The sequence below is a fragment of the Lentzea atacamensis genome, from assembly GCF_003269295.1.
In the GTDB taxonomy this organism is placed as follows: Bacteria; Actinomycetota; Actinomycetes; order Mycobacteriales; family Pseudonocardiaceae; genus Lentzea; species Lentzea atacamensis.
Window position 1 is genome coordinate 15,645 of the sequence record NZ_QLTT01000006.1, and the last position, 22,545, is coordinate 38,189.

30 protein-coding genes are annotated in these 22,545 nt (G+C 67.2%); 9 read left to right on the top strand and 21 right to left on the bottom strand.

The annotated features are described in order from the left end of the window. The first annotated feature begins 54 nt into the window (after positions 1–54). Complete coding sequence (locus C8D87_RS25700) at positions 55–636, top strand: DUF2231 domain-containing protein (protein ID WP_112228727.1); 582 nt, start codon at positions 55–57, stop codon at positions 634–636. 1 nt (position 637) lies between these two features. Here C8D87_RS25700 and C8D87_RS25705 read toward each other — a convergent pair whose 3' ends face one another. The 3 genes from C8D87_RS25705 to C8D87_RS25715 form a co-directional block, all read right to left on the bottom strand. Then, positions 638–961, bottom strand: a complete 324-nt coding sequence (locus C8D87_RS25705) for a hypothetical protein (RefSeq protein WP_146771872.1) — start codon at positions 959–961, stop codon at positions 638–640. A gap of 805 nt (positions 962–1,766) precedes the next feature. Then, complete coding sequence (locus C8D87_RS47100; RefSeq protein WP_215732491.1) at positions 1,767–1,883, bottom strand: ATP-binding protein; 117 nt, start codon at positions 1,881–1,883, stop codon at positions 1,767–1,769. A 281-nt stretch (positions 1,884–2,164) separates the two neighbouring features. Further along, a complete protein-coding gene (locus C8D87_RS25715) occupies positions 2,165–2,383 on the bottom strand; it encodes a hypothetical protein (RefSeq protein ID WP_112228729.1) in 219 nt (72 codons plus the stop codon). 376 nt (positions 2,384–2,759) lie between these two features. Here C8D87_RS25715 and C8D87_RS25720 point away from each other — a divergent pair, with 376 nt between their 5' ends. Further along, positions 2,760–3,905: a carboxylate-amine ligase gene (locus tag C8D87_RS25720; RefSeq protein ID WP_112228730.1), complete on the top strand. Its 1,146-nt coding sequence runs from the start codon at positions 2,760–2,762 to the stop codon at positions 3,903–3,905. Between the two features lie 64 nt (positions 3,906–3,969). Next, the gene (locus tag C8D87_RS25725; protein WP_112228731.1) at positions 3,970–4,350 is read left to right on the top strand and encodes an STAS domain-containing protein; all 381 of its coding nucleotides are present in this window, start codon (positions 3,970–3,972) and stop codon (positions 4,348–4,350) included. A gap of 11 nt (positions 4,351–4,361) precedes the next feature. On the opposite strand, the gene glgX is transcribed toward C8D87_RS25725, so the two are convergent. Further along, positions 4,362–6,473 carry a glycogen debranching protein GlgX gene (gene glgX / locus C8D87_RS25730; protein WP_112229032.1) on the bottom strand — a complete coding sequence of 704 codons (2,112 nt, stop codon included), beginning with the start codon at positions 6,471–6,473 and terminating at the stop codon, positions 4,362–4,364. Between the two features lie 142 nt (positions 6,474–6,615). Between glgX and C8D87_RS25735 the strand changes: the two genes are divergently transcribed. Continuing rightward, positions 6,616–7,008: a hypothetical protein gene (locus C8D87_RS25735; protein ID WP_346131516.1), complete on the top strand. Its 393-nt coding sequence runs from the start codon at positions 6,616–6,618 to the stop codon at positions 7,006–7,008. 78 nt (positions 7,009–7,086) lie between these two features. On the opposite strand, the gene C8D87_RS25740 is transcribed toward C8D87_RS25735, so the two are convergent. Continuing rightward, positions 7,087–7,620 carry a hypothetical protein gene (locus C8D87_RS25740; RefSeq protein WP_112228733.1) on the bottom strand — a complete coding sequence of 178 codons (534 nt, stop codon included), beginning with the start codon at positions 7,618–7,620 and terminating at the stop codon, positions 7,087–7,089. Between the two features lie 145 nt (positions 7,621–7,765). Between C8D87_RS25740 and C8D87_RS25745 the strand changes: the two genes are divergently transcribed. Beyond that, the gene (locus C8D87_RS25745) at positions 7,766–8,221 is read left to right on the top strand and encodes an ATP-binding protein (protein WP_170166587.1); all 456 of its coding nucleotides are present in this window, start codon (positions 7,766–7,768) and stop codon (positions 8,219–8,221) included. Positions 8,222–8,562: 341 nt separating this feature from the next. On the opposite strand, the gene C8D87_RS45300 is transcribed toward C8D87_RS25745, so the two are convergent. Next, positions 8,563–8,760 (bottom strand): hypothetical protein, encoded by a 198-nt coding sequence (locus C8D87_RS45300; protein ID WP_146771873.1) that lies wholly within the window; start codon positions 8,758–8,760, stop codon positions 8,563–8,565. An 849-nt stretch (positions 8,761–9,609) separates the two neighbouring features. Between C8D87_RS45300 and C8D87_RS25750 the strand changes: the two genes are divergently transcribed. Continuing rightward, a complete protein-coding gene (locus C8D87_RS25750; protein WP_112228735.1) occupies positions 9,610–10,812 on the top strand; it encodes an HNH endonuclease in 1,203 nt (400 codons plus the stop codon). 123 nt (positions 10,813–10,935) lie between these two features. Here the strand turns inward: C8D87_RS25750 and C8D87_RS25755 are convergent, their stop codons facing one another. Next, entirely contained in the window at positions 10,936–11,388 is a 453-nt protein-coding gene (locus C8D87_RS25755; RefSeq protein ID WP_233442288.1) for a TetR family transcriptional regulator C-terminal domain-containing protein, read from the bottom strand. Between the two features lie 45 nt (positions 11,389–11,433). On the opposite strand from C8D87_RS25755, the gene C8D87_RS46155 reads away from it, so the two are divergent. The 3 genes from C8D87_RS46155 (at position 11,434) to C8D87_RS25765 (ending at position 14,329) form a co-directional block, all read left to right on the top strand. After that, positions 11,434–11,811 carry a hypothetical protein gene (locus C8D87_RS46155; protein ID WP_170166582.1) on the top strand — a complete coding sequence of 126 codons (378 nt, stop codon included), beginning with the start codon at positions 11,434–11,436 and terminating at the stop codon, positions 11,809–11,811. A gap of 158 nt (positions 11,812–11,969) precedes the next feature. After that, on the top strand, positions 11,970–12,455 hold the full coding sequence (locus C8D87_RS25760) for an RICIN domain-containing protein (protein ID WP_170154762.1): 486 nt from the start codon (positions 11,970–11,972) through the stop codon (positions 12,453–12,455). Positions 12,456–12,622: 167 nt separating this feature from the next. Then, positions 12,623–14,329: an Eco57I restriction-modification methylase domain-containing protein gene (locus C8D87_RS25765; protein ID WP_170166588.1), complete on the top strand. Its 1,707-nt coding sequence runs from the start codon at positions 12,623–12,625 to the stop codon at positions 14,327–14,329. On the opposite strand, the gene C8D87_RS25770 is transcribed toward C8D87_RS25765, so the two are convergent. The 14 genes from C8D87_RS25770 to C8D87_RS48685 form a co-directional block, all read right to left on the bottom strand. After that, a complete protein-coding gene (locus tag C8D87_RS25770; RefSeq protein WP_112228737.1) occupies positions 14,303–15,349 on the bottom strand; it encodes a hypothetical protein in 1,047 nt (348 codons plus the stop codon). The genes C8D87_RS25765 and C8D87_RS25770 overlap by 27 nt on opposite strands. 120 nt (positions 15,350–15,469) lie before the next feature. Next, the gene (locus tag C8D87_RS25775; protein ID WP_109632684.1) at positions 15,470–15,661 is read right to left on the bottom strand and encodes a hypothetical protein; all 192 of its coding nucleotides are present in this window, start codon (positions 15,659–15,661) and stop codon (positions 15,470–15,472) included. Between the two features lie 98 nt (positions 15,662–15,759). Further along, positions 15,760–16,329, bottom strand: a complete 570-nt coding sequence (locus C8D87_RS25780) for a GNAT family N-acetyltransferase (RefSeq protein WP_112229034.1) — start codon at positions 16,327–16,329, stop codon at positions 15,760–15,762. 5 nt (positions 16,330–16,334) lie between these two features. Beyond that, on the bottom strand, positions 16,335–16,481 hold the full coding sequence (locus tag C8D87_RS46160) for an RGCVC family protein (protein ID WP_170166589.1): 147 nt from the start codon (positions 16,479–16,481) through the stop codon (positions 16,335–16,337). Between the two features lie 44 nt (positions 16,482–16,525). Continuing rightward, the gene (locus tag C8D87_RS46165; RefSeq protein ID WP_170166590.1) at positions 16,526–16,684 is read right to left on the bottom strand and encodes a hypothetical protein; all 159 of its coding nucleotides are present in this window, start codon (positions 16,682–16,684) and stop codon (positions 16,526–16,528) included. Positions 16,685–16,811: 127 nt separating this feature from the next. Further along, positions 16,812–17,681: a transglutaminase-like domain-containing protein gene (locus C8D87_RS25785; protein ID WP_215732492.1), complete on the bottom strand. Its 870-nt coding sequence runs from the start codon at positions 17,679–17,681 to the stop codon at positions 16,812–16,814. Further along, complete coding sequence (locus C8D87_RS46170) at positions 17,678–17,833, bottom strand: DUF6307 family protein (RefSeq protein ID WP_170166591.1); 156 nt, start codon at positions 17,831–17,833, stop codon at positions 17,678–17,680. Before C8D87_RS46170 ends, C8D87_RS25785 begins: the two co-directional genes overlap by 4 nt. Then, on the bottom strand, positions 17,830–18,363 hold the full coding sequence (locus C8D87_RS25790; RefSeq protein WP_146771875.1) for a DUF5994 family protein: 534 nt from the start codon (positions 18,361–18,363) through the stop codon (positions 17,830–17,832). The genes C8D87_RS46170 and C8D87_RS25790 overlap by 4 nt, the downstream gene beginning before the upstream one ends. A 153-nt stretch (positions 18,364–18,516) precedes the next feature. Then, entirely contained in the window at positions 18,517–18,984 is a 468-nt protein-coding gene (locus tag C8D87_RS25795) for a DUF6292 family protein (RefSeq protein WP_112228739.1), read from the bottom strand. A 599-nt stretch (positions 18,985–19,583) separates the two neighbouring features. Next, on the bottom strand, positions 19,584–19,988 hold the full coding sequence (locus C8D87_RS46175; RefSeq protein ID WP_170166592.1) for a hypothetical protein: 405 nt from the start codon (positions 19,986–19,988) through the stop codon (positions 19,584–19,586). After that, positions 19,985–20,674: a hypothetical protein gene (locus C8D87_RS45310; protein WP_146771876.1), complete on the bottom strand. Its 690-nt coding sequence runs from the start codon at positions 20,672–20,674 to the stop codon at positions 19,985–19,987. Before C8D87_RS45310 ends, C8D87_RS46175 begins: the two co-directional genes overlap by 4 nt. Further along, a complete protein-coding gene (locus C8D87_RS46180; protein WP_170166593.1) occupies positions 20,652–20,795 on the bottom strand; it encodes a hypothetical protein in 144 nt (47 codons plus the stop codon). The genes C8D87_RS45310 and C8D87_RS46180 overlap by 23 nt, the downstream gene beginning before the upstream one ends. Before the next feature lie 526 nt (positions 20,796–21,321). Next, positions 21,322–22,386, bottom strand: coding sequence for a Hint domain-containing protein (locus C8D87_RS25805; protein ID WP_112228741.1), 1,065 nt, complete (start codon positions 22,384–22,386; stop codon positions 21,322–21,324). A gap of 12 nt (positions 22,387–22,398) precedes the next feature. Continuing rightward, positions 22,399–22,527: a hypothetical protein gene (locus C8D87_RS48685; RefSeq protein ID WP_267899887.1), complete on the bottom strand. Its 129-nt coding sequence runs from the start codon at positions 22,525–22,527 to the stop codon at positions 22,399–22,401. Positions 22,528–22,545 lie beyond the last annotated feature (18 nt).

The window sequence follows — 22,545 nt, forward strand, 5'->3', positions numbered from 1 at the left end:
GCGGGTGCGTCCAAACCACCGGGATGGGCGACGCGCGGCGGGGTATCCGCAGCCATGAACCTTCATGACGTACTGCGAACCGCGGAGAACCTCCGTGCCGCTGACCGGCCGGCAGCCGCAGTGGCGACGGCGGCTCGGCGTCTGCTGCGGTCGTCACGCCTGCGCGAGGTGCTGCGCGGATCGTGGCTCGGCCATCCGCTGCACCCCCTGATCATCACCGTGCCCATCGGAGCCTGGGTGTGCGCGTCGGCGCTGGACGTTCGAGCAGGCAACGAGGACGCGGCCCGCCGCCTCACCGGCATCGGTCTGGCAGCGGCACCACCGACCGTCCTCTTGGGACTGGCGGACTACGACGGGCTGGGGCCGCGGCAGCAACGCGTCGGGGTGGTGCACGCGGCCGCGAACACCGCCGCGTTGGCCTGCTTCACCGCGTCCTACGCCGCACGACGACGCGAGGCCCATACCGAGGGGAAGCTGCTGAGCCTGCTCGGACTGGCGGCGCTGGGCGTCGGCGGCGCGCTCGGCGGCCACCTCTCCTACGCCCAGGGCGCCGGAGTGTTCCGCTGGCAGCGCCCCGCGGAGGACAGCAACGTGCACCCGTTCGAGGCGCGCCGATCCACCCGGCAGGTCCGTTGAGTCACTCCACCTGCACGGCAAGCCCGCGGACGGCGAGCACCGTCGACTCAGGGCTCTCCGGCAGCACGAACTCGGCGTCGACCGGCTGGCCGTCCCAGCGCAGCGGTTCGCGTGCGGCCAAGCGGATCTCACCGCCCGGCTGGGTGACGGTCGCGGCGTCCTGCTCCAGCACGACGGTCCCGCCGTCCTCGGCTCCACCGGCGTCCGGCAGCTCGGCGACCAACCGGATGGCGGCGCCGTCGCACTCCCCGGTGAAGTCCAGGAGCATCGTCTTGGACCGCAGCGTCACTTCGGCGCCGTCAGCGCGGCAGCGAGTTCGGGTCATACGCCAGCCGTACCCGCCTGCGTCAGGATCTAACCTCCGTCACCCGCCCGGTTGTCCACGGCAGAGCTCAGCGTCGCGGCCACCTCGTCGAGGTCGCGGTCCGTGATCTACCGTCCGCCGAGGCGTTCGAGCAGCTCGTCTCGCGTGACCACGGGGAGGGCGCCGGACAACGGCTCCTCGCGGTCCGCCACCACGTAGCTGCCCTCCACCAGCACCAGCGTCGCGTTCGGCCGGTCCGACCGGAGGAGTCTTGCGGGGATCGCTGGGCGCGGTCCGACGCCTCCTCCTCGGTGGCGCCAACGGCGCACCGCTGCTCGGAGCGCTGTGCATCGTGATCGGCTCGGTTGCCACCGCGTTCCTGTTCATCTTCATAGGCGTGATCGGTGCGTGCCTGCACACCACGTGCCGAGGCCCGGTCACGACCGGTTTGAAGCGGAAGGACGGTCGGAACCAAGGTGCCGAAGAAGACCAACGATCTCGGTCTCGCAGGACGGCCACATTCTGGCACCCTCTGGCGGCCGGACTCTCCCGACGAGGTCGCGGCGCTGGAAAACCACTCGGCAAGCCCGGATGACCACTCCAGACGCGTCCACTTCGCACGGACTCTGTCGGTGTCATCCGGCAGTGCGGCAGACGAAACCGTCTCGGGGTTGGATGTCCACGACGAAGAAACTGTCGAATCCTTCCTCGACGCGCGGCTCCTCCAATCGTGCGAGTGTGGCGAACAACGCCACCTCTGGAACGCGTGCCCGGCCCGTCCGCGCGCATTGCGCGCAAGCAACACCGGCAGGCCCGGCGGGAACCACTATCCGGTCACCTGAGCCCCGAAGTCCTTGGCCGCCGCGATGATCCGCTGCCGTTCCACCGCGGAGGCGTTGGTGTTGTCGACCACGACTGAGGCACCGCGGGTGAGAGCGGCCACGAGAAGGGCGTGCTGACGGGTCTACTTGCGGCCCCGTTGCGCATCAGGTCCTTGCTGATGTGCACGTGAGTGACAGCGAAGCGCTGCCGGAAGAACATGCTCTTCCCGGACGCCTGCAGTCCGACCAGCACGACCACCTCCGGCCGATCACCATTCATGACGTCGGCGGGGACCTACTCATGTTTCACCGTCGGGCAGCGACGAGTCGTTCTCGCCGAGGCCATCTTCCTGTTCGGTGGCACCAGCCGCGAAACGCACCTCGGAGCGGCTCGTCCGGGCTCTCAGCGACGCTCGGGTTCCTGCACGTTGACGATGTTGGCGGTGTCCAGAACCGATATGGTGCGGTCTGACCGCAGGACCGGCACCCACGTGTGTGAGGTCTGCGGGTCGACCACGTGCGCTCCGATCACCACGCCGCGTACGTAGACGGACGGGTGCATCACATCGGGGTTGAGGTAGGTGACGACCGCACCGCGGCCTGGGCAAGGCTTGGTTGCCATGGCGACTCCAGTGGGTTCGCTGCTCGCCTCGGTCGGCGCCGCGATCGAGACGGTCCGGGGTGTCGCCGACTGCTTGACGTTCCGGTCGGATACCCGAGGCAGACCGACGAAACCTCCTTCCTGCCTGCGGTGGCGCCCACAACGGGAGTTTGCGAGTCCTCCGTCTTTCACACGAGTTTGTCCGTGCTCCGCGGTGGTATTCCAGCGTTCCTTCCGGCGAGCTCGGACACGGCAGCCGGAAGAACTTCTGGTCGGTCAAACAGCGTGCCGACACCGCTACGTGATCGTTCCGCCATGAGTTGGTGCCGTCATCATGGCTGTGCCGGCGGTGTGAACGGATCGCGTGCGGATCACCGCAGAGCGCTGAAGGAACGTCATGATCCATACCGATCGCCCGCTCGCCCGGGGCGTCGAACTGCCGACCCTGGGTGTCGAGGAAGAGTTCCTGATCGTCGATCCGGCCACCGGCCTCCCCCTCCCCGTGGCGAGGGAGGTGATCACCGTGGCGAACGGCTTCGGCACCGAGCTCCAGCAGGAGATCACTCGCGTGCAAGTGGAGAGCGCCACGCCGGCGTGCCGGGGAATGCGGGAAGTGCGGGGACACTTGCTGGCAGCGCGGTCCGTCGCCACCGCTGCCGCATTGCGGGCCGGCGGGCAGCTGGTGGCGATGGGTGTCCCCTTGGCGGGGGCCACCGAGCAGCCGATCACCGACACCGATCGCTACCGGCGCATCGCCCGCGACTTCGGACTGCTGGCCGCCCAGCACGGGGTGTGCGGTTGCCACGTGCACGTCGCGGTGCCCGACCGGGAGACCGCGGTGCAGGTGTGCAACCACCTGCGCCCGTGGCTGCCGGTTCTGCTCGCGCTGACCGCCAACTCTCCGATCCACCACGGCGTGGACACCGGCTACGCCAGCTGGCGTTCGGTGCTGACCAGTCGCTGGCCCTGCTCCGGTGCCCCGCCCTACTTCACCTCCGCCGAGCACTACGACGCCGTGACGGACATGCTGGTCGGCAGCGGCGCCGTGCTGGACCGGGCGATGATCTACTGGGACGTGCGGCCCTCCGATCACCTGCCCACCGTGGAGGTCCGGGTGTGCGATGTGCCGGCCACGGTCGACGAGACCGTTCTGCTGGCAGTCCTGGTGCGAGCATTGGTCGTCACCGCCGTCCGTGCCGTCGAACGGGGAGAGCCGGCGCTTCCGGTGAGCGAGCAGGCAGTGCGCGCGGCCCGTTGGCGCGCCGCTCACGACGGCATCGTGGGCCAGGGCATCGACCTGTTCACCGGCCGTCGCACCCCCGCTGTCGAGCTGCTGCGCCGACTCGTTCGCGACGTCGGGCCCGTGCTGCGTCATACCGGGGAGCTGCGCGCCGTCAACGCGCTGCTGACCAAGGTCCTCCGGCTCGGCAACGGGGCCGTGCGGCAACGGCAGGCCTTCCAGCGGCGTGGGCGGCTGGAGGACGTGCTGGCCGTGCTGGACCGCGCCACCGGTCAGGACAGCCGGCCCGAAACCGCCGCATGAGGTCACCTCGCGCCTGCGCGTGGTTGACGAACTGGCAAGACCCGTCGATGTCAGAGGAAGCAACATGGATCACCAGGCCAGCCACGACGCACCGGCTCGCGTGCACACCGCCACGACGCACAACGGGATCCCCGTGATGCGGGTGACCGGTGCACTCGACACGGCGTCGAACCAGCACGTCGCCACCCAGCTCGGCGCACTGCTCGACACCCGGCCGGTTGCGGTCGTGATGGATCTGCGTGGCGTCGGCTTCCTGGGATCGGCAGGTATCGCGATGCTCATCAACGCCCAGCATCACGCCGGCAGACTCCACGTGCCGTTCGCCGTTGTCGCGGACAACCACAGCGTGCTGCGACCGTTGCAGGTCAGCCAGGTGTACCACACGCTCGCCATGTGCTCGACCCTGGAGGAGGCCGTCACGGCGGTGCGACTGGCCTCCACCTGATCACCGCCGCTTCAGTCCACCCTCTGGAGCACGACGAGCGAGCGTGGGGGCAGGCTCAGCTGACTGGACGCGGCGACCGGCTTGTCGCCGTCGCCCACCTCACCGGTGCTCGTGTCGACCACGACCTTCCACTCAGGACCGTAGTCGGCCTCGGGCAGCGTCACGTCGATGTCCTCGTGATGGGCGTTGAACGCCATCAGGAACGAGTCGTCCACCACCCGCGCGCCGCGTGCGTCGAGGTCCGGGATGCCCTCGCCGTTGAGGAAGACGACGATGCACCTGCCGAAGTCGTCCTCCCAGTTCTGCTCGGTCATCTCCTCGCCCGAGGGGGTGAACCACGCGATGTCTCGCAGTTCGCCGCCCTTGCGGATCGGCCGGCCGGCGAAGAACCGCTTGCGCCGGAACACCGGGTGCGCCTTGCGGAACGCCGTCAGCGCCGCGGTGAACTCCACCAGCTCGGCGTTCGTCTCCGCGAGGGACCAGTCGACCCAGGACACCTCGTTGTCCTGGCAGTACGCGTTGTTGTTGCCGTGCTGCGTGCGGCCGAACTCGTCGCCGTGCAGGATCATCGGCACACCCTGCGACAGCAACATGGTCGCCATCAGGTTGCGCCGCTGCCGTGCCCTCAGCTCCAGGACCTTCTCGTCGTCCGTCGGCCCCTCGACGCCGCAGTTCCACGACCGGTTGTGGCTCTCGCCGTCCTGGTTGTCCTCGCCGTTGGCCTCGTTGTGCTTCTCGTTGTACGACACCAGGTCGTTGAGCGTGAACCCGTCGTGCGCCGTCACGAAGTTGATCGACGCGTACGGCCGCCGCCCGTCGTTCTGATACAGATCACTGCTGCCGGTGATGCGCGAGGCGAACTCGCCCAGCGTCGCGGGCTCTCCGCGCCAGAAGTCGCGCACCGTGTCCCGGAACTTGCCGTTCCACTCCGTCCACAGCGGAGGGAAGTTGCCGACCTGGTAGCCGTCGGGACCGACGTCCCACGGCTCGGCGATCAGCTTGACCTGCGACACCACCGGATCCTGCTGCACGACCTCGAAGAACGTGGCCAGCCGGTCCACGTCGAAGAACTCGCGCGCCAGCGCGGCGGCGAGGTCGAACCGGAACCCGTCGACGTGCATCTCGGTAACCCAGTACCGCAGCGAGTCCATGATCAGCTGCAGGGTGTGCGGCGTGCGCACGTTCAGCGTGTTCCCGGTTCCGGTGTGGTCGAGGTAGAACTTCGGTTCGTCCTCCACCAGCCGGTAGTACGCGGCGTTGTCGATACCGCGCATCGACAACGTCGGGCCGAGGTGGTTGCCCTCCGCGGTGTGGTTGTAGACCACGTCGAGGATGACCTCGATGCCTGCCTCGTGCAGAGCCCTGACCATGCCCTTGAACTCCTGCACCTGGTTGCCGGAGCCGGCCTGCGAGGCGTAGCCGTCGTGCGGGGCGAAGAACCCGATCGTGTTGTAACCCCAGTAGTTGGTCAGCCCTTTCTCGATCAGCGTGTGGTCGCTGATGAACTGGTGCACCGGCATCAGCTCGATCGCCGTGACACCCAGCCGGGTCAGGTGCTCGATCATCGCCGGATGTGCCAGGCCCGTGTACGTGCCGCGCAACCTCGGCGGGATGTCGGGGTGGCCGATGGTGAGACCGCGGACATGAGCTTCGTACAGAACACTTCGGTGATACGGCGTCTTCGGTGGCCTGTCGTCGCCCCAGTCGAAGAACGGGTTCACCACGACGGCCTTCGGCACGTGCGCCGCCGAGTCCGCGTCGTTGCGCTCATCAGGAGCACCGAACCGATATCCGAACAGCGACTCGTCCCAGGACACGCCGCTGCTGATCGCCTTCGCGTAGGGGTCGATCAACAGCTTGTTCGCGTTGCAACGCAGACCCAGCTCAGGGTCGTGCGGGCCGTGCACGCGGTAGCCGTACCGCTGCCCCGGCCCGACACCGTGCAGGTAGCCGTGGTGGACGAAACCGCTCACCTCCGGAAGCGGCACGCGGGTCTCGGTACCGTCCTCGTCGAACAGGCACAGCTCGACGCGGTCCGCGACCTCCGAGAACAGCGCGAAGTTGGTGCCGACACCGTCGTAGGTGGCACCGAGCGGATAGGACGCTCCCGGCCACGCTCGCACACCCGCGCTCCGGCCGAAATCGATCGATGTCTTCATCGCGCCTACCTCCCGCTCGTGGCTGCCGCAGGTATGCCCGCAAGTCGCGGGCTCAACCGGAGAAGCGGAATCGGTTGATCGGACGGCCATCGGGTACACGCCGGTCATGGCGACACATGACATGACTCCGGGCGACGACCAGGCGTCCTACACACCGCCGCACGACACCGGCTCACCCGACGCCGTCGAGACCGACCCCGCCGCGCTCAACAGCGCCGAGGACCTCGACGAGGATCGGATCCGGCTCGACCCGCTCGAAGCAGGTATGGACCCGCCGGAGCGCTGGACCGGCGTCGACAAGTACGGCATGACGCCCTACGAGGAAGCTCACCCGCGTCCGCTGGCCGACCGGCTCGCCGAGGAACAGCCCGACGTGCCGGTCGCCGCAGGAGATCTGGACGAGGAAGTGCTGTCCGAAGCCACCGGCCGCGGACAGCTCGCGGACGAACCCGGCGGCTCGGTCGCGAGCGCGACACGCACTCCCGACGACCCGATCTGACGGTCGGCCCAGCTGCGCGGTGGACGCAGTCGTGCCCGGCCGATCGCGGCGACCGGCCGCGCTCGACCTGTGGACGGATCAACGGCTCCCAGCAGCGTCACGCGAGATCGGGCCGACATGGGCGTGACGACCCGGTCGCTTCGCCGCGTGCCGCTGCCCAGGACTCGGTCCCCGGCGAGCCGCCAACGCGTCGGCCACGGCCCCCGTGACGAATCCGTAGACCGCCTTGTGCAGCACGTCGACCATCAATTCCTTGCGGGGCCAGGTCTGTGGCGGCGCGCCGACACCGGTGGCGTTCTCCAGAATCTGGTCATTGCTCAACCGCACCACGGTGAACATGGCGGAGGCGACCGGTCCCCGCATCCCCGCGTTCGCCATCAGCGATCGAACCACCCCGGCCAACGCGCCCTGACCGAAATGCATGGCGAGATTCACCGGCCGCGGCTGCTCCCCCGGTCGCTCCGGCATCCCGGTCAACCGCTGCAGAACCCGAGCGGGCACGTGGGAATCCGGGCGCCTGGTCAGCCGCTGCTCGAGCTTCTCGCCCACCGTCATCACGGCCGCTCCGAGCGTCCCCGCGATCAACCCCTGCCACAACGCGCGTTTCACCATGACCGCCGAATACCCGGCCACCCTTCCCCCAACCTCGCCGTCAGCCTCTCGGATCGAGTTTCCTGGACCGGCGGAAGGACGAACATTGTTGTCCCGGATGGTCGTCCCCGCCGAGGTAGCGCACGATGAACCGGCAGCTGGCGCGATGACCGAACCCGCCAGGCGAACGTCGCCCACAGCCGAGGACGTGACGCCGATCCACTCTTCCAGCCGACTCGGTGATAGCCCCAGGCCCCGATCGCTCGACCTCGACGAGGTGCAGGACGTGGCGGCGGCGCGCCGCTGGACGAGCGCCGTCCTGTCCGGTGTCACCGACGACGAGCTCGACGACATCCTGCTCGTGGTCGATGAGCTCGTGAGCAACGCCTTCGACCACGGGCTCAGTCCCCGCCTGATGCGACTGCACAGGTCGGAGGAGCCGTGCCTGGTCCGCGTCGAGGTCTGCCACGCCTCGACGCAGGTGCCGGTTCTCGGCAGATCACGGCTGGGAGGGCACCAAGGCCGTGGAATGCTCATCGTCAACCGGCTGGCCAAGGACTGGGGCGTCACTCTCGTCCCGCACGGCAAGACGGTCTGCGCCGAAGTCGAGTGCGAGCCCTAGTTCGGCGGCTGGCACAACACCTCGCCTCCACCGTCGGCACTTCTCGCCTTCAAGCGGGCCGCGCTACTGCGCGACGTGACCTGCTCAACGCCCTTCGGGCGGCGTGATCGGCCGTTGCTCACACACACTCGCCCGGCAGCTCCTCGTCACCGGCGGCCTTGTGCCGGCGCCCGGAGTGCGGATGGCCGCTGCTCCCATCACCCCGTGTGGGCACCGAGTCGTCGTGCGCGCTGCCGATCGTCGGGCTGCCGGGGTGCCGGCCAGCGTCCCCACCAGGCGGCGTGAGCATCATCGTGTCCGGTCTCTGGCTTGTCGTTCTCGAGGCTCATCATCACGTCCTTTCACCGATGACCGTCATCCGGCGCCGGTGTCTCGAGCCCCGCCGAACCGGAAGCACGCGACCACACCAACAGCCACGCGGCCTCCATCGCGGCGTCAAGCAGATAGGTCTCGGGAATGCGGTTCTTCGGCACGTAGACGAGATCGATGGCCAGCAGCGTGGCCGCGGTGACCACCCCGAGCCCGCGACGAGCGACCACGTTGGCCCATCGACCGACGACGACAAGTCCTCATCCCGGCAGGAGCACAAGCGCACTTCAACCTCCACGCGGGCGACCGCCTACTTCTCATCGCCCTCCCCAAACCCGCAGTGTTGCTGGCGCAACCAACCGCAGTGGTCACGTCCATCCTGAGAGCGGACTACGCCGACTCCGGAAAACTTGCATGAGCATTACGAGAACGACAAGGCAGAGGGTAGACATCGCGGTCTTCGAAGCTACTCCAGATAGGTTGGTCTCGACAAGAACTGGAATAGCCTAACTACGGCGAGGTCTTGAGGGCGCAGCAGAGCAGACTCAAACACACCAAGATTCCACAATGAGGCAACACGCGCCAGGTACTGAAGCGCCGTCGACTTGCGGCCACCTCCTAACAAGGCTTGACCCGCCATGCACACTTCCTGTGGTGCTCTTCACCGCGCATGCGGTCACAGAGCTTTCCACTGTGGTTTAGTGGCAACCAGTTCCAGCGCTTGACATTCGAGTAGCGCAACTGAGGCGCTATCTAAGCCGACACCAAGAACATCAACCCCGACCAATTCGATTAGCCCTCTAATTTGGCGGCGAGCTATCCATAGCCACATGAACACGCGAATGTTGCGCGCTTGCCACGCGTGGGGGTTCATGTCCCCCCTCGGACACGAGCGTTAACCACACGCGAAGAGGTCGTCGCACAGACGGCCTCTTTTGTTTTGTCGTACTTCAACTGGGCCCCGAGTCTCCCGTGGTGCGACATCCCAGGTGACCAGCGGCCCTGGCAGAGGCCTCGGACGAGCTCGGCCGGCACATGCTTGCGGTAACCCGGTTGCAGCAGGCGCCGATGATTGAAGCATGCGCGCAACAGACGACGCCGGTGCCGTGCTCAACGCGGAGTTCGAGATAGAGCCGGACGGCGATCAGCTCGCGTTGGTCATGAAGAGTGCGGGCGGCAAGGTCAACGGAAGTCCGCACGGCCGCAACCACCAGTACAACCTTGCCCTGGAACTGCTGCTCCGCCGACTTCGCGAGCGCGGCGCAGTACTGGAGAGCGGGGTCGTGGACTCCACCCCGGTCAAGCATCTGCCCGAGACGCAACGCACGATCGTCGAGTCGCCGGTCGTGCTGGCGGCGACGCCCGACATCGAGGCGTTGCGCAGGAAGCTGGGCCGCGCACAGGGAAAGATCGGGAAGAACCCGGACGGCAACGCCACCAAACAGATCCGGCTCAGGCTGCGGGTGCCCGGATACGCCGCCGACGACGCCGACCGTCTGGAGGCAGACCTGGCACGACCGGCGAACCGCGGCAAGGCACCGGATGCGTCGGCTCTGCTGCGTTCGCTGATGGGAGATCCCATCGAGACGGTGACCGGCAGCGTGAACACCATCGTCGAGGTCAACCAGAAGCAGGTACGGGTGACCACAGACCGGTCACCCCAGGGGCAGTGGGTCGATGTTCGCGATGTCGAGGCGGGCCTGGAGAAGCTGCACGCTCAGGGTTCGGTACTCGTGAGCGTTGACGAGCTGGGGCACCGTTCCTCGTTCGTCGGAGCTGTACTGGCGACCATTCCCGGCACAGTTGTCTCCCTCCGGCCAGCCGTCGTCACGTTGCACGACCCGAAGTTCCCGCTGCGCATCCGGCAGTTCGCTGTGCTCGACGGCAGCGCACTGGTCACGACCCGCAAGGAGCAGAGGGAACTGCGCAGGTTGCTGCTCGGCGGCCGGACCGCCGCACCCTGCGACCTGTGCGGACACGACTACCCCGGGGACTTCCTCGTTGCGGCCCACATCAAGAAGCGGTCGTTGTGCACCGACGACGAGCGCAACGACCTGACCAACGTGGCGATGCTGGCATGCAAGTTCGGTTGCGACAGCCTGTTCGAATCCGGCCACATCACCGTGGACGACACCGGTCGCGTTCTCTCCTGGTTCGAGGACGGACTCCGCGGCCGGCTGCGCGATCACCTGAACCAGCTGCACGGACGCCCCTGTGGAGCACACCGCACCAGCTCACAGCCCTACTTCGCTTGGCACCGCGCCAACGTCTACCGCGGATAGCGACAAGAGCTCCCGCCCTCCAAGTAGCTCCGTCGACGCGGGTTCCACCAAGGCGGCGTGGCCACTAGCCGGCGAACAGGTGCCCGAGCCGGTAGTCGATGATCCGCGTCGCCTGCTCGGTGTCTAGGCCTCGACCAGCATCGCGCTGAGCAGGCCGGCTGTCATGGTCGCGAGCGCGTCGGCCTCCAGCCGGGTGTCGAGGTGCGCCGGAACGCCGCCGCGCTGCTGGGCTTGTTCGAGCTGGTCGGCGAGCAGGCGTACGAGGTGGGGCATCATGGCCTGCTGGTCCGGAGCCTGGCCGCCGCGGGTGACGTCGACGGCGAAGTAGGCGATCTGCACCGCGCACAACATGCGGCTGCGTTCGTCGGTCGGCAGCACGGCGAGCAGGCACGCGCGGGTGACGGCGCGCTCGTCGCCTGTCTGCAACGCCTCGGCGATGTCTCGTCCTGCCCGCTCGCCGCTCAGCTCGGTGATGCGGTGCCAGGCGTACCGCAGCATCTGCTCCTTGGTGGGGAAGTAGTACTGCACCTGGAACATCGAGATGCCGGCCTCCGCAGCGACCGCCCGCAGCGTCACCGCCTGAAGGCTCTGCGTCGCCGCGATCCGGAAGAGATCGCGAGCGTGATCGCCTTCGAACCGGGGGGCTTCGGGACCATTGGGCTGCGGTTCGTCCTCTGGAGCTTCGGCCAGATGTTCCGCTGGCTGCTGCCGGCGCCGATCCTGCGCCGGATCATGCCCGGAGATCCCTACGTGCGCCGCACACTGGCCCCGTTGCTGCTCCGCGGGCTCAAGTACAAACCGCACTTCCCGCCACAGTACGAGTTCACCGACGACCAACTGCGCGCGATCGAGGTGCCCGTCCACTTCGTGCTCGCCGAACGCTGCGCCGTCCACAACTCACGCGAGGTCGCTGCTCGCGTCGAGGCGCTCAATCCCCGCCTCCGCGCGGAGGTCGTGCCGAAGACCACCCACGCGCTGCCCTGGAGAAACCGGACCTGACGATCTCCCGGATCCTCACGCTCGTCGAGGACGACAGGGCGGACATGCCGGAGTGAACACCTTGGCGTCACCTGTCAGCGCCGTGTCAGCACCGGCTCCTAGCTTGTCGAGGCGGGTCACACCCGTCCGACCATGAAGCTGGGAGTCCGATGATTCGCTTGGCCAGAACGGTTCTCGTTGGTGTCGCCGGTGTCGCGCTCGCCGCCGCGATCACGCCGCCCGCCGCCGCGGCTACCTACTACAACCTGGTGAACCACAAGAGCGGCAAGTGCATGTCCGTCGCGGGCGGTGGCAGCACCGCCAACGGCGCCAAGATCGTGCAGTGGACCTGCAACGACAAGGGCGAGCAACTCTGGTACCGGGTTGGTGACCAGCTCAAGAACCGCAAGAGCGGCAAGTGTCTCTCGGTGTCGGACGAGGGCGCGCCCGTCAACGGCCTCGAGCTCGTCCAGTGGAGCTGCAACGGCGCGTTCGAGCAGAAGTGGAGGCCGTCGGACGGTCTGCTGATCAACCACAAGAACGGCAAGGTCGCTTCGGTTGCCGGCGGTGGCAGCACCGAGAACGGCGCCAAGATCGTGCAGTGGACTGCGACCGGTCGCGCGGAGCAGGGCTGGACGTTCGACGCTCGCGTCATCGACGCCTGAGTCCTGCACGAGAGGACAGCAGGACGGACCGTCCCGCTGTCCCCTGTGAAACTGTCTGCGCAATTCCATTCGGTACACCTGCAATCCGTTAGAACGGCTGGGGTTACCCTTGGCCGCGACGGCGACCCAGCGGGCACCTTGGCTGCGCGAACTTGGAGGAGCTAGTGGTGGCAACGGCGCGGCAGGTCGGGCGCGAGAAGCTCGAAGGCGTGCATTACACGCCCGCCGAGCTCGCTGGGTACGTTGCCAGGAAACTGCTCTCGTACGGCTCCTTCCCGAAGGGGCGGGCCGTCAAAGTGCTCGACCCCGCGTGTGGCGATGGAGAACTTCTGCTGGCGATCGCACGGGAACTCGCGGAACGTGGTGTTGCGGCCGAGCTCGTCGGTACGGACACGGACGCGAATGCCATCGAGGTCGCGACCGAACGGCTGGCGAACACCATTCCCGGTGTGAGTTTCCGAGGCGACGTGGCCGATTTCCTGCTGGGACTCGCCAAAATCGACAGGGAGCAGCCCGCAAGCCTCTTCGACCTGGGAAGTGTGGACGAGGAAGAGAAATTCGACCTCATCATCGCCAATCCGCCGTACGTTCGCACGCAGCACCTCGGATCCGAACGGGCACAGGAGCTCGGACGCAGGTTCGGTCTCACCGGCAGGGTCGACCTCTACCAGGCGTTCATCGCCGCATTCCAGTCGGTGCTCGACGACAACGGTTCGTTCGGCATCATCGTGCCCAACCGGTTTCTGGTCACGAAAGGTGGCGAAAGCATCAGGAGGCTGCTCGCGAGCCGCTACCAGGTGAACGAGATCATCGACCTGGGTGACACCAAACAGTTCGCTGCCGCAGTCCTGCCGGCGATCGTTTTCGCGTCGAACATCAAGGTCGACTCCCAGAAGATCCCCGTCTCGTCGATTTACTCGGTGGAGACCGGAACTCAGGCGACCAGCACCGCCGCGTCGATTTATGACGCGCTTGATGGAACCCCCAACGGCGCAGTTCAGGTCGGAACGAGCACCTGGACGGTCGAGCGTGGAGAAGTCGTTGTTCAACCGAAGGCGCGTTTCGACGCGCCCTGGGTGAGCCGCTCGTCGGATCTGAACTTCCTGGCGGCTGTCGATGAAGCGTCGTACGCCAGGTTCAGCGATCTGGGGAAGATCAGAGTCGGCGTGAAGAGCACCGCCGACAAGGTCTTCATCCGGCGAAGCTGGGACGAGCTCGAGGCGCGTGTGCGTCCGGAGCGAGAGCTTCTGCACCCTCTCGTCAGCTCGGACACCGCTGAGCGCTGGAACTGCCGGCACTCGGCGCTCTCGATCCTTTACCCGTACGACATGACCAACCGAAAGCGCGTTCCTCTCGACATCAGCCGATTTCCGCGTGCTGCTGCCTATCTTGAGCTGCACCGCGAGCAGCTTTCGGGACGCAAGTACGTCATCGACGCCGGCCGGCACTGGTGGGAGATCTGGGTTCCGCAGAAGCCGGCGGACTGGGCGGCACCGAAGATCGTCTTTCCGGACATCTCCACGAACGGGAAGTTCGCCATCGACCGGACCGGTGCCTTGGTCAACGGCAACTGCTATTGGATCTCGCTTTCGCCAGAGCAGGAAGACCTGGGCTACCTGGCGGTCGCGGTGGCGAACTCCTCGCTGGCGATGCGCTACTACGATGCCCGGTTCGGCAACAAGCTGTACGCGGGCCGGCGTCGGTTCATCTCGCAGTACGTCGATCACTTTCCGCTGCCGGACCCCGGGAATCCCGCGGCCAAGCGCGCTGCTGAGCTTGCGCGCGAGCTCGAGGGAACGACCGAGTCCGCTCCCTCGCTCGAGCGTGAGGTAGAAGCTGCGGTGTGGTCAGCATTTGGTCTCGAACAGTCCTGAGGGCAGCGGGATCTGGAGCTTGCGGTTCGAGACCAGCCCCTCGAAGCGCCTGAACTCGGTGAAGAAATCTGCCCCGGTGGTCGTCACGACGGCATCAAGAGTTACCACTGACCCGCTTCGAGCGCCGAAGAAGACCGCGTAGCGGACATCACGGTGCCGGAGGCCGCCGCCGACGTCCTCGGCGAGGTGGTCGCTGTCGGGAGACACCAAACCCAGGTCGATCGTCGGGCTGAGCTGAAGCTTCACTTCCAGGGCCTGGTTCAGGATGTCCGGGAACTGTCCCTTGTCCCCGTAGGGGCCGACCCCGAGTGTCTCGGTCACCAGCTTCTGAAGCACGACACCGCGCCCACGCTCATTTGTCAGTCCCGGGTCGTCGAAAGTGACCCCTTCAAGCGGCAACAGCCGGGAGTGCACTTCGCTGATCGGCAGTACCTTGCCGCGACGAGGCGGGCTCGCGGGACTCAGACCGGTGATGTCGACTTCTGCTGTTGCACCGGGTAGAAGCACCTCGCGGAAGAGCTCGGTGTCGAGAGCGCTGACGAGCTTCGAGCCGGTGCGCCCATCGAGACGTGCAGCCTGGAACTTCGAAGTCAGGGTGCCGGTCTTGTCCCACAACGCGACGGCCTCGCCCGTCACGACACGAACTGCGGTGACCGTGTTCGTCGTATCCAGCCGGACGAGCGCGTAACGCCGCTCGGGATCGACCTCTTCGTTCCAGATCTGAAGGTTGTTGCTCTGCTGGAGGAACAGATCAAGGTTCTGGCTGGGGAACCGGGGTTGAGTTTTCCTGAAACTCCGCGGCACCGGGTATCCGAGGGCGACGGTGACTGCCGCCTTTCCCAGCTTCGAACGAGTTCGAATCGGAGCGTCCCACTGCTGGCCGACGAGCGCGGACTCGAGTCGCTCCTCCAGGGTTTGGTTGTCGTAGTACTCGTCGCTGTCCCTGTTGAACAGGTCGTAGATCGAGGCTCCTGAAGCGGCAACACGACGAGCGATCTGGTCACCGGCCATCTCGGTCATGAGACGAGCATATGCATCGAGGCTGCTCCTCAGGCGCCCTGGCGAGGCCGGGGAACACGAGAGCCGGGACGGGGGTTCGTCACCCGTCCCGGCCGCTGTTCCCGACTCGCCCGCTGGAGCTCAGGCCGCGCTCGTGGCGTCTTCCGTCCCGCCGGCCGGTTCACGGAACAGACCCGTGTACGAGCGCTGGTCCTCCGCGGGTGCGGGGCCGGACGTCGCGCCGCCGTGGTCCTGGTCCGGGTGGCTGAAGAGCCCGTCGAACTCGGTGGTTCGAGGTGCGTCGGGCTGAGAGTCTGACTGGGCGTTGTGCATCGGTTCCGGCTTTCTTCACGTTCTGGGCACACCCGCGGCAAGGCGCGTCCACAATGGACTCTGGCTTGGTGTTCCACCGCGCTCGGTCGATCCGGCAGTCAGTCGCGGCCGGGTGGCCCCGCCGACGGGGGTGCGGCCGCGTCGAGGTCCGCCACGCGAAGACGGAACACCTGCAGGTCGAGACCGAAGTACTTCCTGGTCTCGCCGACCCAGTGCATCCCATTGTTCCGCACGGTGGACGAGGCCCGCGTGTTGCCCGGCCGGACGACGGCGAACACCTCGTAAACGTCGTGGTCGAACGCCCACGCGGCGAGGGCGTGGGTCGTCTCGGTGGCGTAGCCGTGGCCCCACAGGTCAGGCCGGAGCTGCCAGCCGACCTCCAGGTCCTCCTGACCCGGTGGCAGCGGGAGCAGGATGGCGCCGCCGATCACCTGACCGTCGGCGGTGTGCTCGATCGCCCATCGGCCGGCGGGTGCCCGGAGGCGGGCGGCTTCGGCGATCCACTGCTGCAGCAGCAACCTCATGGCCGTCTCGTCAGGGACCTGGTCCATCTCGGGGCTGAGCCAGCGGGTCACCTCGGCGTTGCCGTAGACGTTCAGCGCGGCCGACGCGTCCTCGACACGCCAGGGGCGCAATGTGAGCCGGTTGGTGGTCAACACGTTCGTCATCACGGTCACCGGCAGATACATCCTCGAGTGAGCGCTGACGCCGTGGTCGCGGTGCAGTACCGCGCGCCGAGCGGGTCGTGCTCGTGCCACGGGTGAGGACACACCTCGCAGCTCGCGTCGTTGTCGAGGGCGGCGGTTCGTGGCTCGGGCATGCGGACACTCCGGTGATCTGTGCTGGAACGAGAGAACGGGTTGGTCAGCGCGTGCGCCTGGCCGGGGAACCGAGCACCGGCACGACGATGGCCGGGTCGGTCGACAACGGTCGCCAGCCCCCGGCGAAGTGCGGGTCCCGCGTCAGTCTTTCGCCGCGTGACGCGGCCAGAGCCGCAGTGGTGCAGAGCTGTTCCGAGTTCATCTCGGCGCTCCCGCCTCCAGCCGAACCGGCCGGGCTTCCTGATGCGCCCAAGGCGGCACCAGCTTGAGCGCTGCTGCACGACGTACCCTCGGTGACCCCATCGTACTCCGCCACGGGCAGAACCCGCTCAGCGCCACGACGGGGCGAGGTCCTCTTCCGCCTGAACGACCATCGACTCCAGCCGCGGACCCCCGAACGTGGTGACCATGGCGACGTCCGCGGCGTCCCGGCCGCGGCCGATGACGACACGTCCCTTGCGAGGCTCGTTGTTGCGCGGGTCGAAGGTCCACCAGCGGTCCCCCAGCCAGACCTCCATCCACGCCGCGAAGTCCATCGCCGCGTCGCCGGGTGGCACGTCCAGGTCCGGCAGGTAGCCGAAGACGTACCGGGCGGGGATGTTGAGGGCGCGGCAGAACGAGATCGCCAGGTGCGTGAAGTCGCGGCACACGCCGAAGCCCGCCGCATTGACGTCGGCTGCGGTGGACAACGCGGTGGAGGTGCCGTAGCCGAATTTCAGCGATTCGTGGACGTGCCGGCAGATCTCCTGCACCCTGCCGTAGCCGCGCGGGTGAGCGCCGAACCTCGACCACGCCTCGTCGCCCAGCACGTCGGACACGCAGTACCGGCTGGGCAGCGTGTACAGCAGCACGTCGTCCGGAAGAGCGTCGGGCAGCATCTCCGGCACGCTCTCGTCCACGTCCTCCGCCCTGTCCGGCACGTCCACCCACGCGCTGTAGTGCACTGTGGACAGACCTTGGGGAAGCACGACACGGGTGCTGCGGTTGCCGTACAGGTCGAGGTGGTGCCTCATCGGGACGTCCGGCTTCACGTCCAGGTTCTCGTGACTCAGCCGCACGTCCGCGCTCCAGAGCGGCTTCACCAGGAAGATCGCCGGTGTGGGCACCTCGGCACGGTAGGTGAACGCACAACCGACGCGGAGCAGTCGGGTGCCCCACGTCAGCTGTACCGCGCCGGTGCCGTAGTGGCGCGAGTTCAACGCACCCGCTCCGGGATGTGGTCCAGCGCGCGCAACACGCGCACCGCGAGGTCCCGTGTGGCCTTGCCGCCGAGCTCGGTTCGCTCGGTCAACACGTCCTCGACCATCTTGAGCCTGCGCTCATACGCGGATGTGCAGGTCGATGTGGTCATCCAACTCCTCGAGTCGTCTGTTCAGGTATGCAGGCACTGCCGGCTTCCACAGCGTCCACAGTGGACTCGTCCGTCACGCTGTCGTGAAGCAGAATCTCGACGGTGTCGGCGTTTTCGCGCTGGGCGGCGCACATCATGGCGCGGTGAGCGGCGGAGGGTTCGGTGTCCGGCGGAACGAGGAGCAGCGTCAGGTGGCGCCGGTCTCCCGCGACGACGTCCACGGTGTGCGGGGGCCTGGACCAGAAACCGCTGAGCCGCACCCGGACGCCGCGTGCGGCGATCTGGCGTGGCGCGGTGTCCCACTCGGTCAGGTTGTAGCTCACCCGCGGGGTCTCGCCCAGCCGAACTGCCAGCACCGCGAGCAGCGCGGGCAGTTCGGCGGCGAGGTCCCGGGAACGTGGCCACCAAGCACCGTCGACATACCCCGTGGTGAGCGCCTTCGGCCGCAACCGCAATCGCAGCGGATACCGAGGCTGCTCGTTGGCCGTGACAGCCGGAGGGGCCGTGGAATGGTGAGGAGCCGACGTCATGCCGGGACTCCCGTCTCCGGCCCGAAGTGGACCGGTTCAGGTTTCACCGAGTGCGACGTGGGCTTGAGCGCTCACGTGCGAGATGCTCTCGGTAGAATCGACCTTACACGCTTTCCGGCATGATCGACCGAAAAGTGGCTTCATTTCGAAAATTCACGACCCGGCATTCGCCGTGGAATTTCCGGGCGAGGGCGCTGCGTCGTCAGGTGCGTAGCGTTCCATGCACTCGGCGAGATCCGACCAGCCCATGGGCCGTGCGTCCGCCGCCGGCGGCTGCCGGTCGCCCACGTGCGTCATGGCTTGGGTCACGAAATCCGCCACCGCCTCCGGTGCCTGCACGATGTCCCCGGAAAGGCGGGCGAGCACGATCAGGGGCTCGGCCGGATCGGTTTCGATCGACACCGCCCACCCCTGCGTCGCGCTCCAGACGAGCATGACGTCGCGGTCCGGATGGGCGACGGCGCGGCCGCCGAGTGCGATGTAGGCCGTCGCGGTGTCGGTGACCTCGAAGCTCGCGCCGTCGCGCGGCACGCCGAGAACCTCGGCGACCTTCCGCACGTAACGCTCGAGGGCTCCGGTCAGCAGGTGCGTGCCCTCTGACGTGGGCACGGTCGCTGTCATGCGGACTCCATCTTCCTCAGGTCGCTGCGAAGCCACCGCGGGCGCACAGACCGCGGAGGTGACGAAGCGAGTGGACGAGCCGAGCAACGACTCTGCGGCCCCACTGTAGCCGCTGGGCCCGAGATGACGCTCTCGCGGCGGCTGGCGCCGGGGTTCTGGCCGCCACATTTCTGGTCACCATTCGCTACGAGGAGATCGATCACGGCTGCCAGGTTTGAAAAGCTGCGCCAAGCCTGACGAAACTCCGCGAAACGCCGGAAAACGCTCTCCACCGAAGGTCAGACTCGGAGATGACGACCGGATGGGGGCGCATGGAGTTTCGCGTGATGGGGCCGGTGGAAGTGCGCTGCGACGACCGGGCGGAGGTGTTGTCCGGCCGGCTGCAGCGGACACTGCTCGGAGTGCTGCTGGCGCGGACGAACCAGCCGGTGCCGGTCGACGTGCTGACGGACGCGTTGTGGGGTGATCAGCCGGGTCCGAGGGCGCCCCAGAAGCTGCAGCTGCACGTGCATCGGCCGCGCGGCCTGCTGGACACGCCGGACCGGCTGTCGTTCGGCGAGACCGGCGGCGCCGGAGGGACCTTCAACGTGCGACCTAGATCAGAAGTCGACGGGGGCCGCGTCCTCGAAGCCCTGCTGGTCCCGATGGCGCCGGCAGACCTCGTCGACCACGTCCTGGTCGAGTTCGGGCGCCACCCAGTCGTGGGCGGCCATCCGGTCGAGGAACTCGGCGGGCAACTCCACGTGGTGATTCGTCACGTAGTACGCCAGCGAGTTGGGCCAGATCCATTCCCCGTCCGTCCGAAGCGCGAACTGGGCGATCGGCCCGGCCTGCTCGTCGAGGAGGTCGTTCTCCCAACCGGGAGAAGCCAGGAAAACCTGCCCCTGCTCCAGATAACGAACCGCGGACGAGGCCCACTCCGGCGCTGCGGACCTGCTCGTGGCCGCCACGTCATCCGCCGTCTCGAAGAATCCGGCTTCCTTCAGCGGTCCGCCCTGCGTCACCTGCCACCTCCCGGCCTGAAGCCCCGCCAGCGGCCACCGCTGTCGCCGCTCTTGCGCACGGGGGCACCGTCACGCCCCATATTGTGACCGCCGTCCTCCCACACATACAGGTAGCCCTCCGGTGCCAGGACGTTCTGTCCCAGCTTGTTCGCGAGGTCCTGAGCGAACGACCCCGAGACGGAGCCTGTGTTGCAGGAGCAGAGCCGGACCGGGCCGCCGGGATAGTTCGGCGAGTTCTGGATCATGCGGGCGAGCACCCGGTGGTCGATCAGGTCCGTGCCACCCTCGGCCGCGTCGTAGTCCGGGGCGACACCGCGCGGTGACCCGTGGACCCAGACATCGTCGTAGTCCTCGAATCCCTCGACCGACTTCTGCCTGGGGATGCTCTTCTGCACCTTGTCCTCCGGCAGCATGAAGACGGTCGGGCCGCACGGGTTGCCGTTCGGCTTGTCGTCCTCGTTGTGGGCAAGGACTGGCGCCGACTCCCGCGAGCTCGCCACGTAGTACGTGTGCAGCCCGTCGACCGTGAAGTTGTGGACCTTGTGCAGCCATTGCGCGCCCCGGTCACGCCCCGTGACCGGGTCGGTTGCCAGGACGTACTCGGCCGCAGATTCTCGATCTTCTTGCGCGAGCCGTCGGCCATCAGGACCAAGGTTCCGGGCACTAAGCTGTTCGAGGACGCCCACGGCACCCGGCGCCTTGCAAAGCCTCCTGCTTCGAACTCTTGCCCTTGCCGGACGTCCGCTTCTTCTTGCGGCCGCCACCGGCGATGTCGACCAGGTTGTCCACATACGACAGAACGGACATCGCCACGGTTTCCGCGACGTGTGCCTGCGCGGCCTCCTCACCACTTCCTCGCCGACGCCCAGGATCGCGGTCTTGATCGACTCGTGGACCTCACTGGCGGCGCAGGCCGCCGACACCGTCTGAGCCGCATCGCGGGCACCGAGCCACCGGTGCTCGACGTGGCACTGGTGGGTTCGTGCGTCAGCCTCGGCCGGCGGGCGGGGCTGCGGCAGTTCGCCCGCAAGGACGACTCCGCGTTGAACTTCTACTTCGGCGGCCGCGTGGGCCTACAAGGAGCTGACGTGCAAGCTCGGGGTGGCGAAGATCCGCCGGGAGACCCGCAAGCCGGGCTCGCTGTTGTGGGCCAAGGGCGGGCCACGACCGGCTGGATCATCCGATGTGGATGGTGCTGCCGTTCACGGTCACTTGAAGAGAATGACGTAGACCGCGCTCATGCCACTGGTTCACGAACAGCGTGTAGGAGGCTGGGACGACTCCGACTTGTGGCAGAGGGCCCCTCCGGCGGCGCCGGAGAGGCCCTCGACGATCAGTTGGCGTCGTTCAGGCGTGTCCCATCCTGTCTACGCTGCCCCAAGTACCGGTCGCAGATCTCGTCCAGCGCGTCCTCGTCCAACTCCGGCACGTCCCAGTCGCGCGATGCCATGTGCTCGACGAATTCGGCGGGCAGCTCCACGTGATAGGTCTTCACGTAGTCCGCCAACGAGCTGGGCCAGATCCATTCCCCGTCTGTCAGGATCGCGGCCTGGCAGATCGGCCCGGCCTGTTTGTCAAGCAGGTCTTGTTCCCAGCTCGGGGAGGCCACGATCTCCTCCCCACGCTCCAGGTAAAGAACAGTCGCTGACTCCAGTCCCGCGCTTCGGCGGTCTTCACGGCGGAGACGTCGTGCGCTGACGTGAAGAACCCGGCTTTCTTCAAGGGAACGTTCGTCATCACTTGTTGCGGCCCTTCCTCGGCGTGAAACGAACCCGCTCGCCACCCTCCATGTCCTCCCAGAGCGGAGCGCCGTCGCCACTGACAGAATGCTGGCCGCGCTGGTAGACGTAGAGATACCCGGTAGGTGCGAGGACGTTCTGGCCCAGTGGTCCGCGAGCGACTGCGCGAACGTACCGGAGGCAGACCCGGTGTTGCACGAGCAGAGTCCGACCGGGCCACCTGGGTACCTCGCCGAGCTCTTGATCATCCGAGCGAGGAGACCACCCTTGATGTCGCGGGAGTCGGCGCCGATCCTCGTCCACAGCGAGGACACCAAGGGGAACCGGTACGTGGGCTTCAGGTCGACAGCCTTGACCCAGCGCTTCTCCGACTCCACCCAGAACGGGTGCTCATCGGTCGCCTGAATCTTGCCGCCAGACGAGTCCTTCAGCTCGACCATCGTCCACACAAAGGTCTTGGTGCGGACCTCGGTGACCTTGCGCGCACCGCTCTCGCCCGTGGTCGGGTCGGTCGCCAGGACGTATTCGCCCGCTCGCAGGTTCTCGATCTTTTGCGCGAACCGTCGGCCGTCAGGACCAAGCTGGCCCTCGCCCTTCGACGTCACGTTCCGCGCGAGCACCGGCTCTGCGGGCGGCAACGAGCAGCGGATCTTCGCCAACTCCGGCGAGGGCTACTTCCTGCTGATCGACTCACCGCCGTACTCGTCCGACCAGACGCAGGCGATGCCGGCGGATGCGTCGACCTCGCTGTCGAAGTCGAGCGTGGACGCCCCCGCCAAGGCGACCAAGCAGAGCAGCACCAGGTAACACCGCTCTGC

Bases quoted from the DNA above. Each gene is read 5' to 3' on its own strand.
- C8D87_RS46170 (WP_170166591.1), bottom strand. From the start codon at position 17,833: ATGACCACATCGACCTGCACATCCGCGTATGAGCGCAGGCTCAAGATG.
- C8D87_RS25775 (WP_109632684.1), bottom strand. From the start codon at position 15,661: ATGCACAACGCCCAGTCAGACTCTCAGCCCGACGCACCTCGAACCACC.
- C8D87_RS25745 (WP_170166587.1), top strand. From the start codon at position 7,766: ATGACCGAACCCGCCAGGCGAACGTCGCCCACAGCCGAGGACGTGACG.
- C8D87_RS46180 (WP_170166593.1), bottom strand. From the start codon at position 20,795: ATGTCCGTTCTGTCGTATGTGGACAACCTGGTCGACATCGCCGGTGGC.
- C8D87_RS25715 (WP_112228729.1), bottom strand. From the start codon at position 2,383: ATGGCAACCAAGCCTTGCCCAGGCCGCGGTGCGGTCGTCACCTACCTC.
- C8D87_RS25750 (WP_112228735.1), top strand. From the start codon at position 9,610: ATGCGCGCAACAGACGACGCCGGTGCCGTGCTCAACGCGGAGTTCGAG.
- C8D87_RS25720 (WP_112228730.1), top strand. From the start codon at position 2,760: ATGATCCATACCGATCGCCCGCTCGCCCGGGGCGTCGAACTGCCGACC.
- C8D87_RS25735 (WP_346131516.1), top strand. From the start codon at position 6,616: ATGGCGACACATGACATGACTCCGGGCGACGACCAGGCGTCCTACACA.
- C8D87_RS25700 (WP_112228727.1), top strand. From the start codon at position 55: ATGAACCTTCATGACGTACTGCGAACCGCGGAGAACCTCCGTGCCGCT.
- C8D87_RS25780 (WP_112229034.1), bottom strand. From the start codon at position 16,329: ATGACGAACGTGTTGACCACCAACCGGCTCACATTGCGCCCCTGGCGT.
- C8D87_RS25770 (WP_112228737.1), bottom strand. From the start codon at position 15,349: ATGACCGAGATGGCCGGTGACCAGATCGCTCGTCGTGTTGCCGCTTCA.
- C8D87_RS46160 (WP_170166589.1), bottom strand. From the start codon at position 16,481: ATGCCCGAGCCACGAACCGCCGCCCTCGACAACGACGCGAGCTGCGAG.
- C8D87_RS25725 (WP_112228731.1), top strand. From the start codon at position 3,970: ATGGATCACCAGGCCAGCCACGACGCACCGGCTCGCGTGCACACCGCC.
- C8D87_RS25705 (WP_146771872.1), bottom strand. From the start codon at position 961: ATGACCCGAACTCGCTGCCGCGCTGACGGCGCCGAAGTGACGCTGCGG.
- C8D87_RS25790 (WP_146771875.1), bottom strand. From the start codon at position 18,363: ATGACGTCGGCTCCTCACCATTCCACGGCCCCTCCGGCTGTCACGGCC.
- C8D87_RS25740 (WP_112228733.1), bottom strand. From the start codon at position 7,620: ATGGTGAAACGCGCGTTGTGGCAGGGGTTGATCGCGGGGACGCTCGGA.
- C8D87_RS46165 (WP_170166590.1), bottom strand. From the start codon at position 16,684: ATGAACTCGGAACAGCTCTGCACCACTGCGGCTCTGGCCGCGTCACGC.
- C8D87_RS25795 (WP_112228739.1), bottom strand. From the start codon at position 18,984: ATGACAGCGACCGTGCCCACGTCAGAGGGCACGCACCTGCTGACCGGA.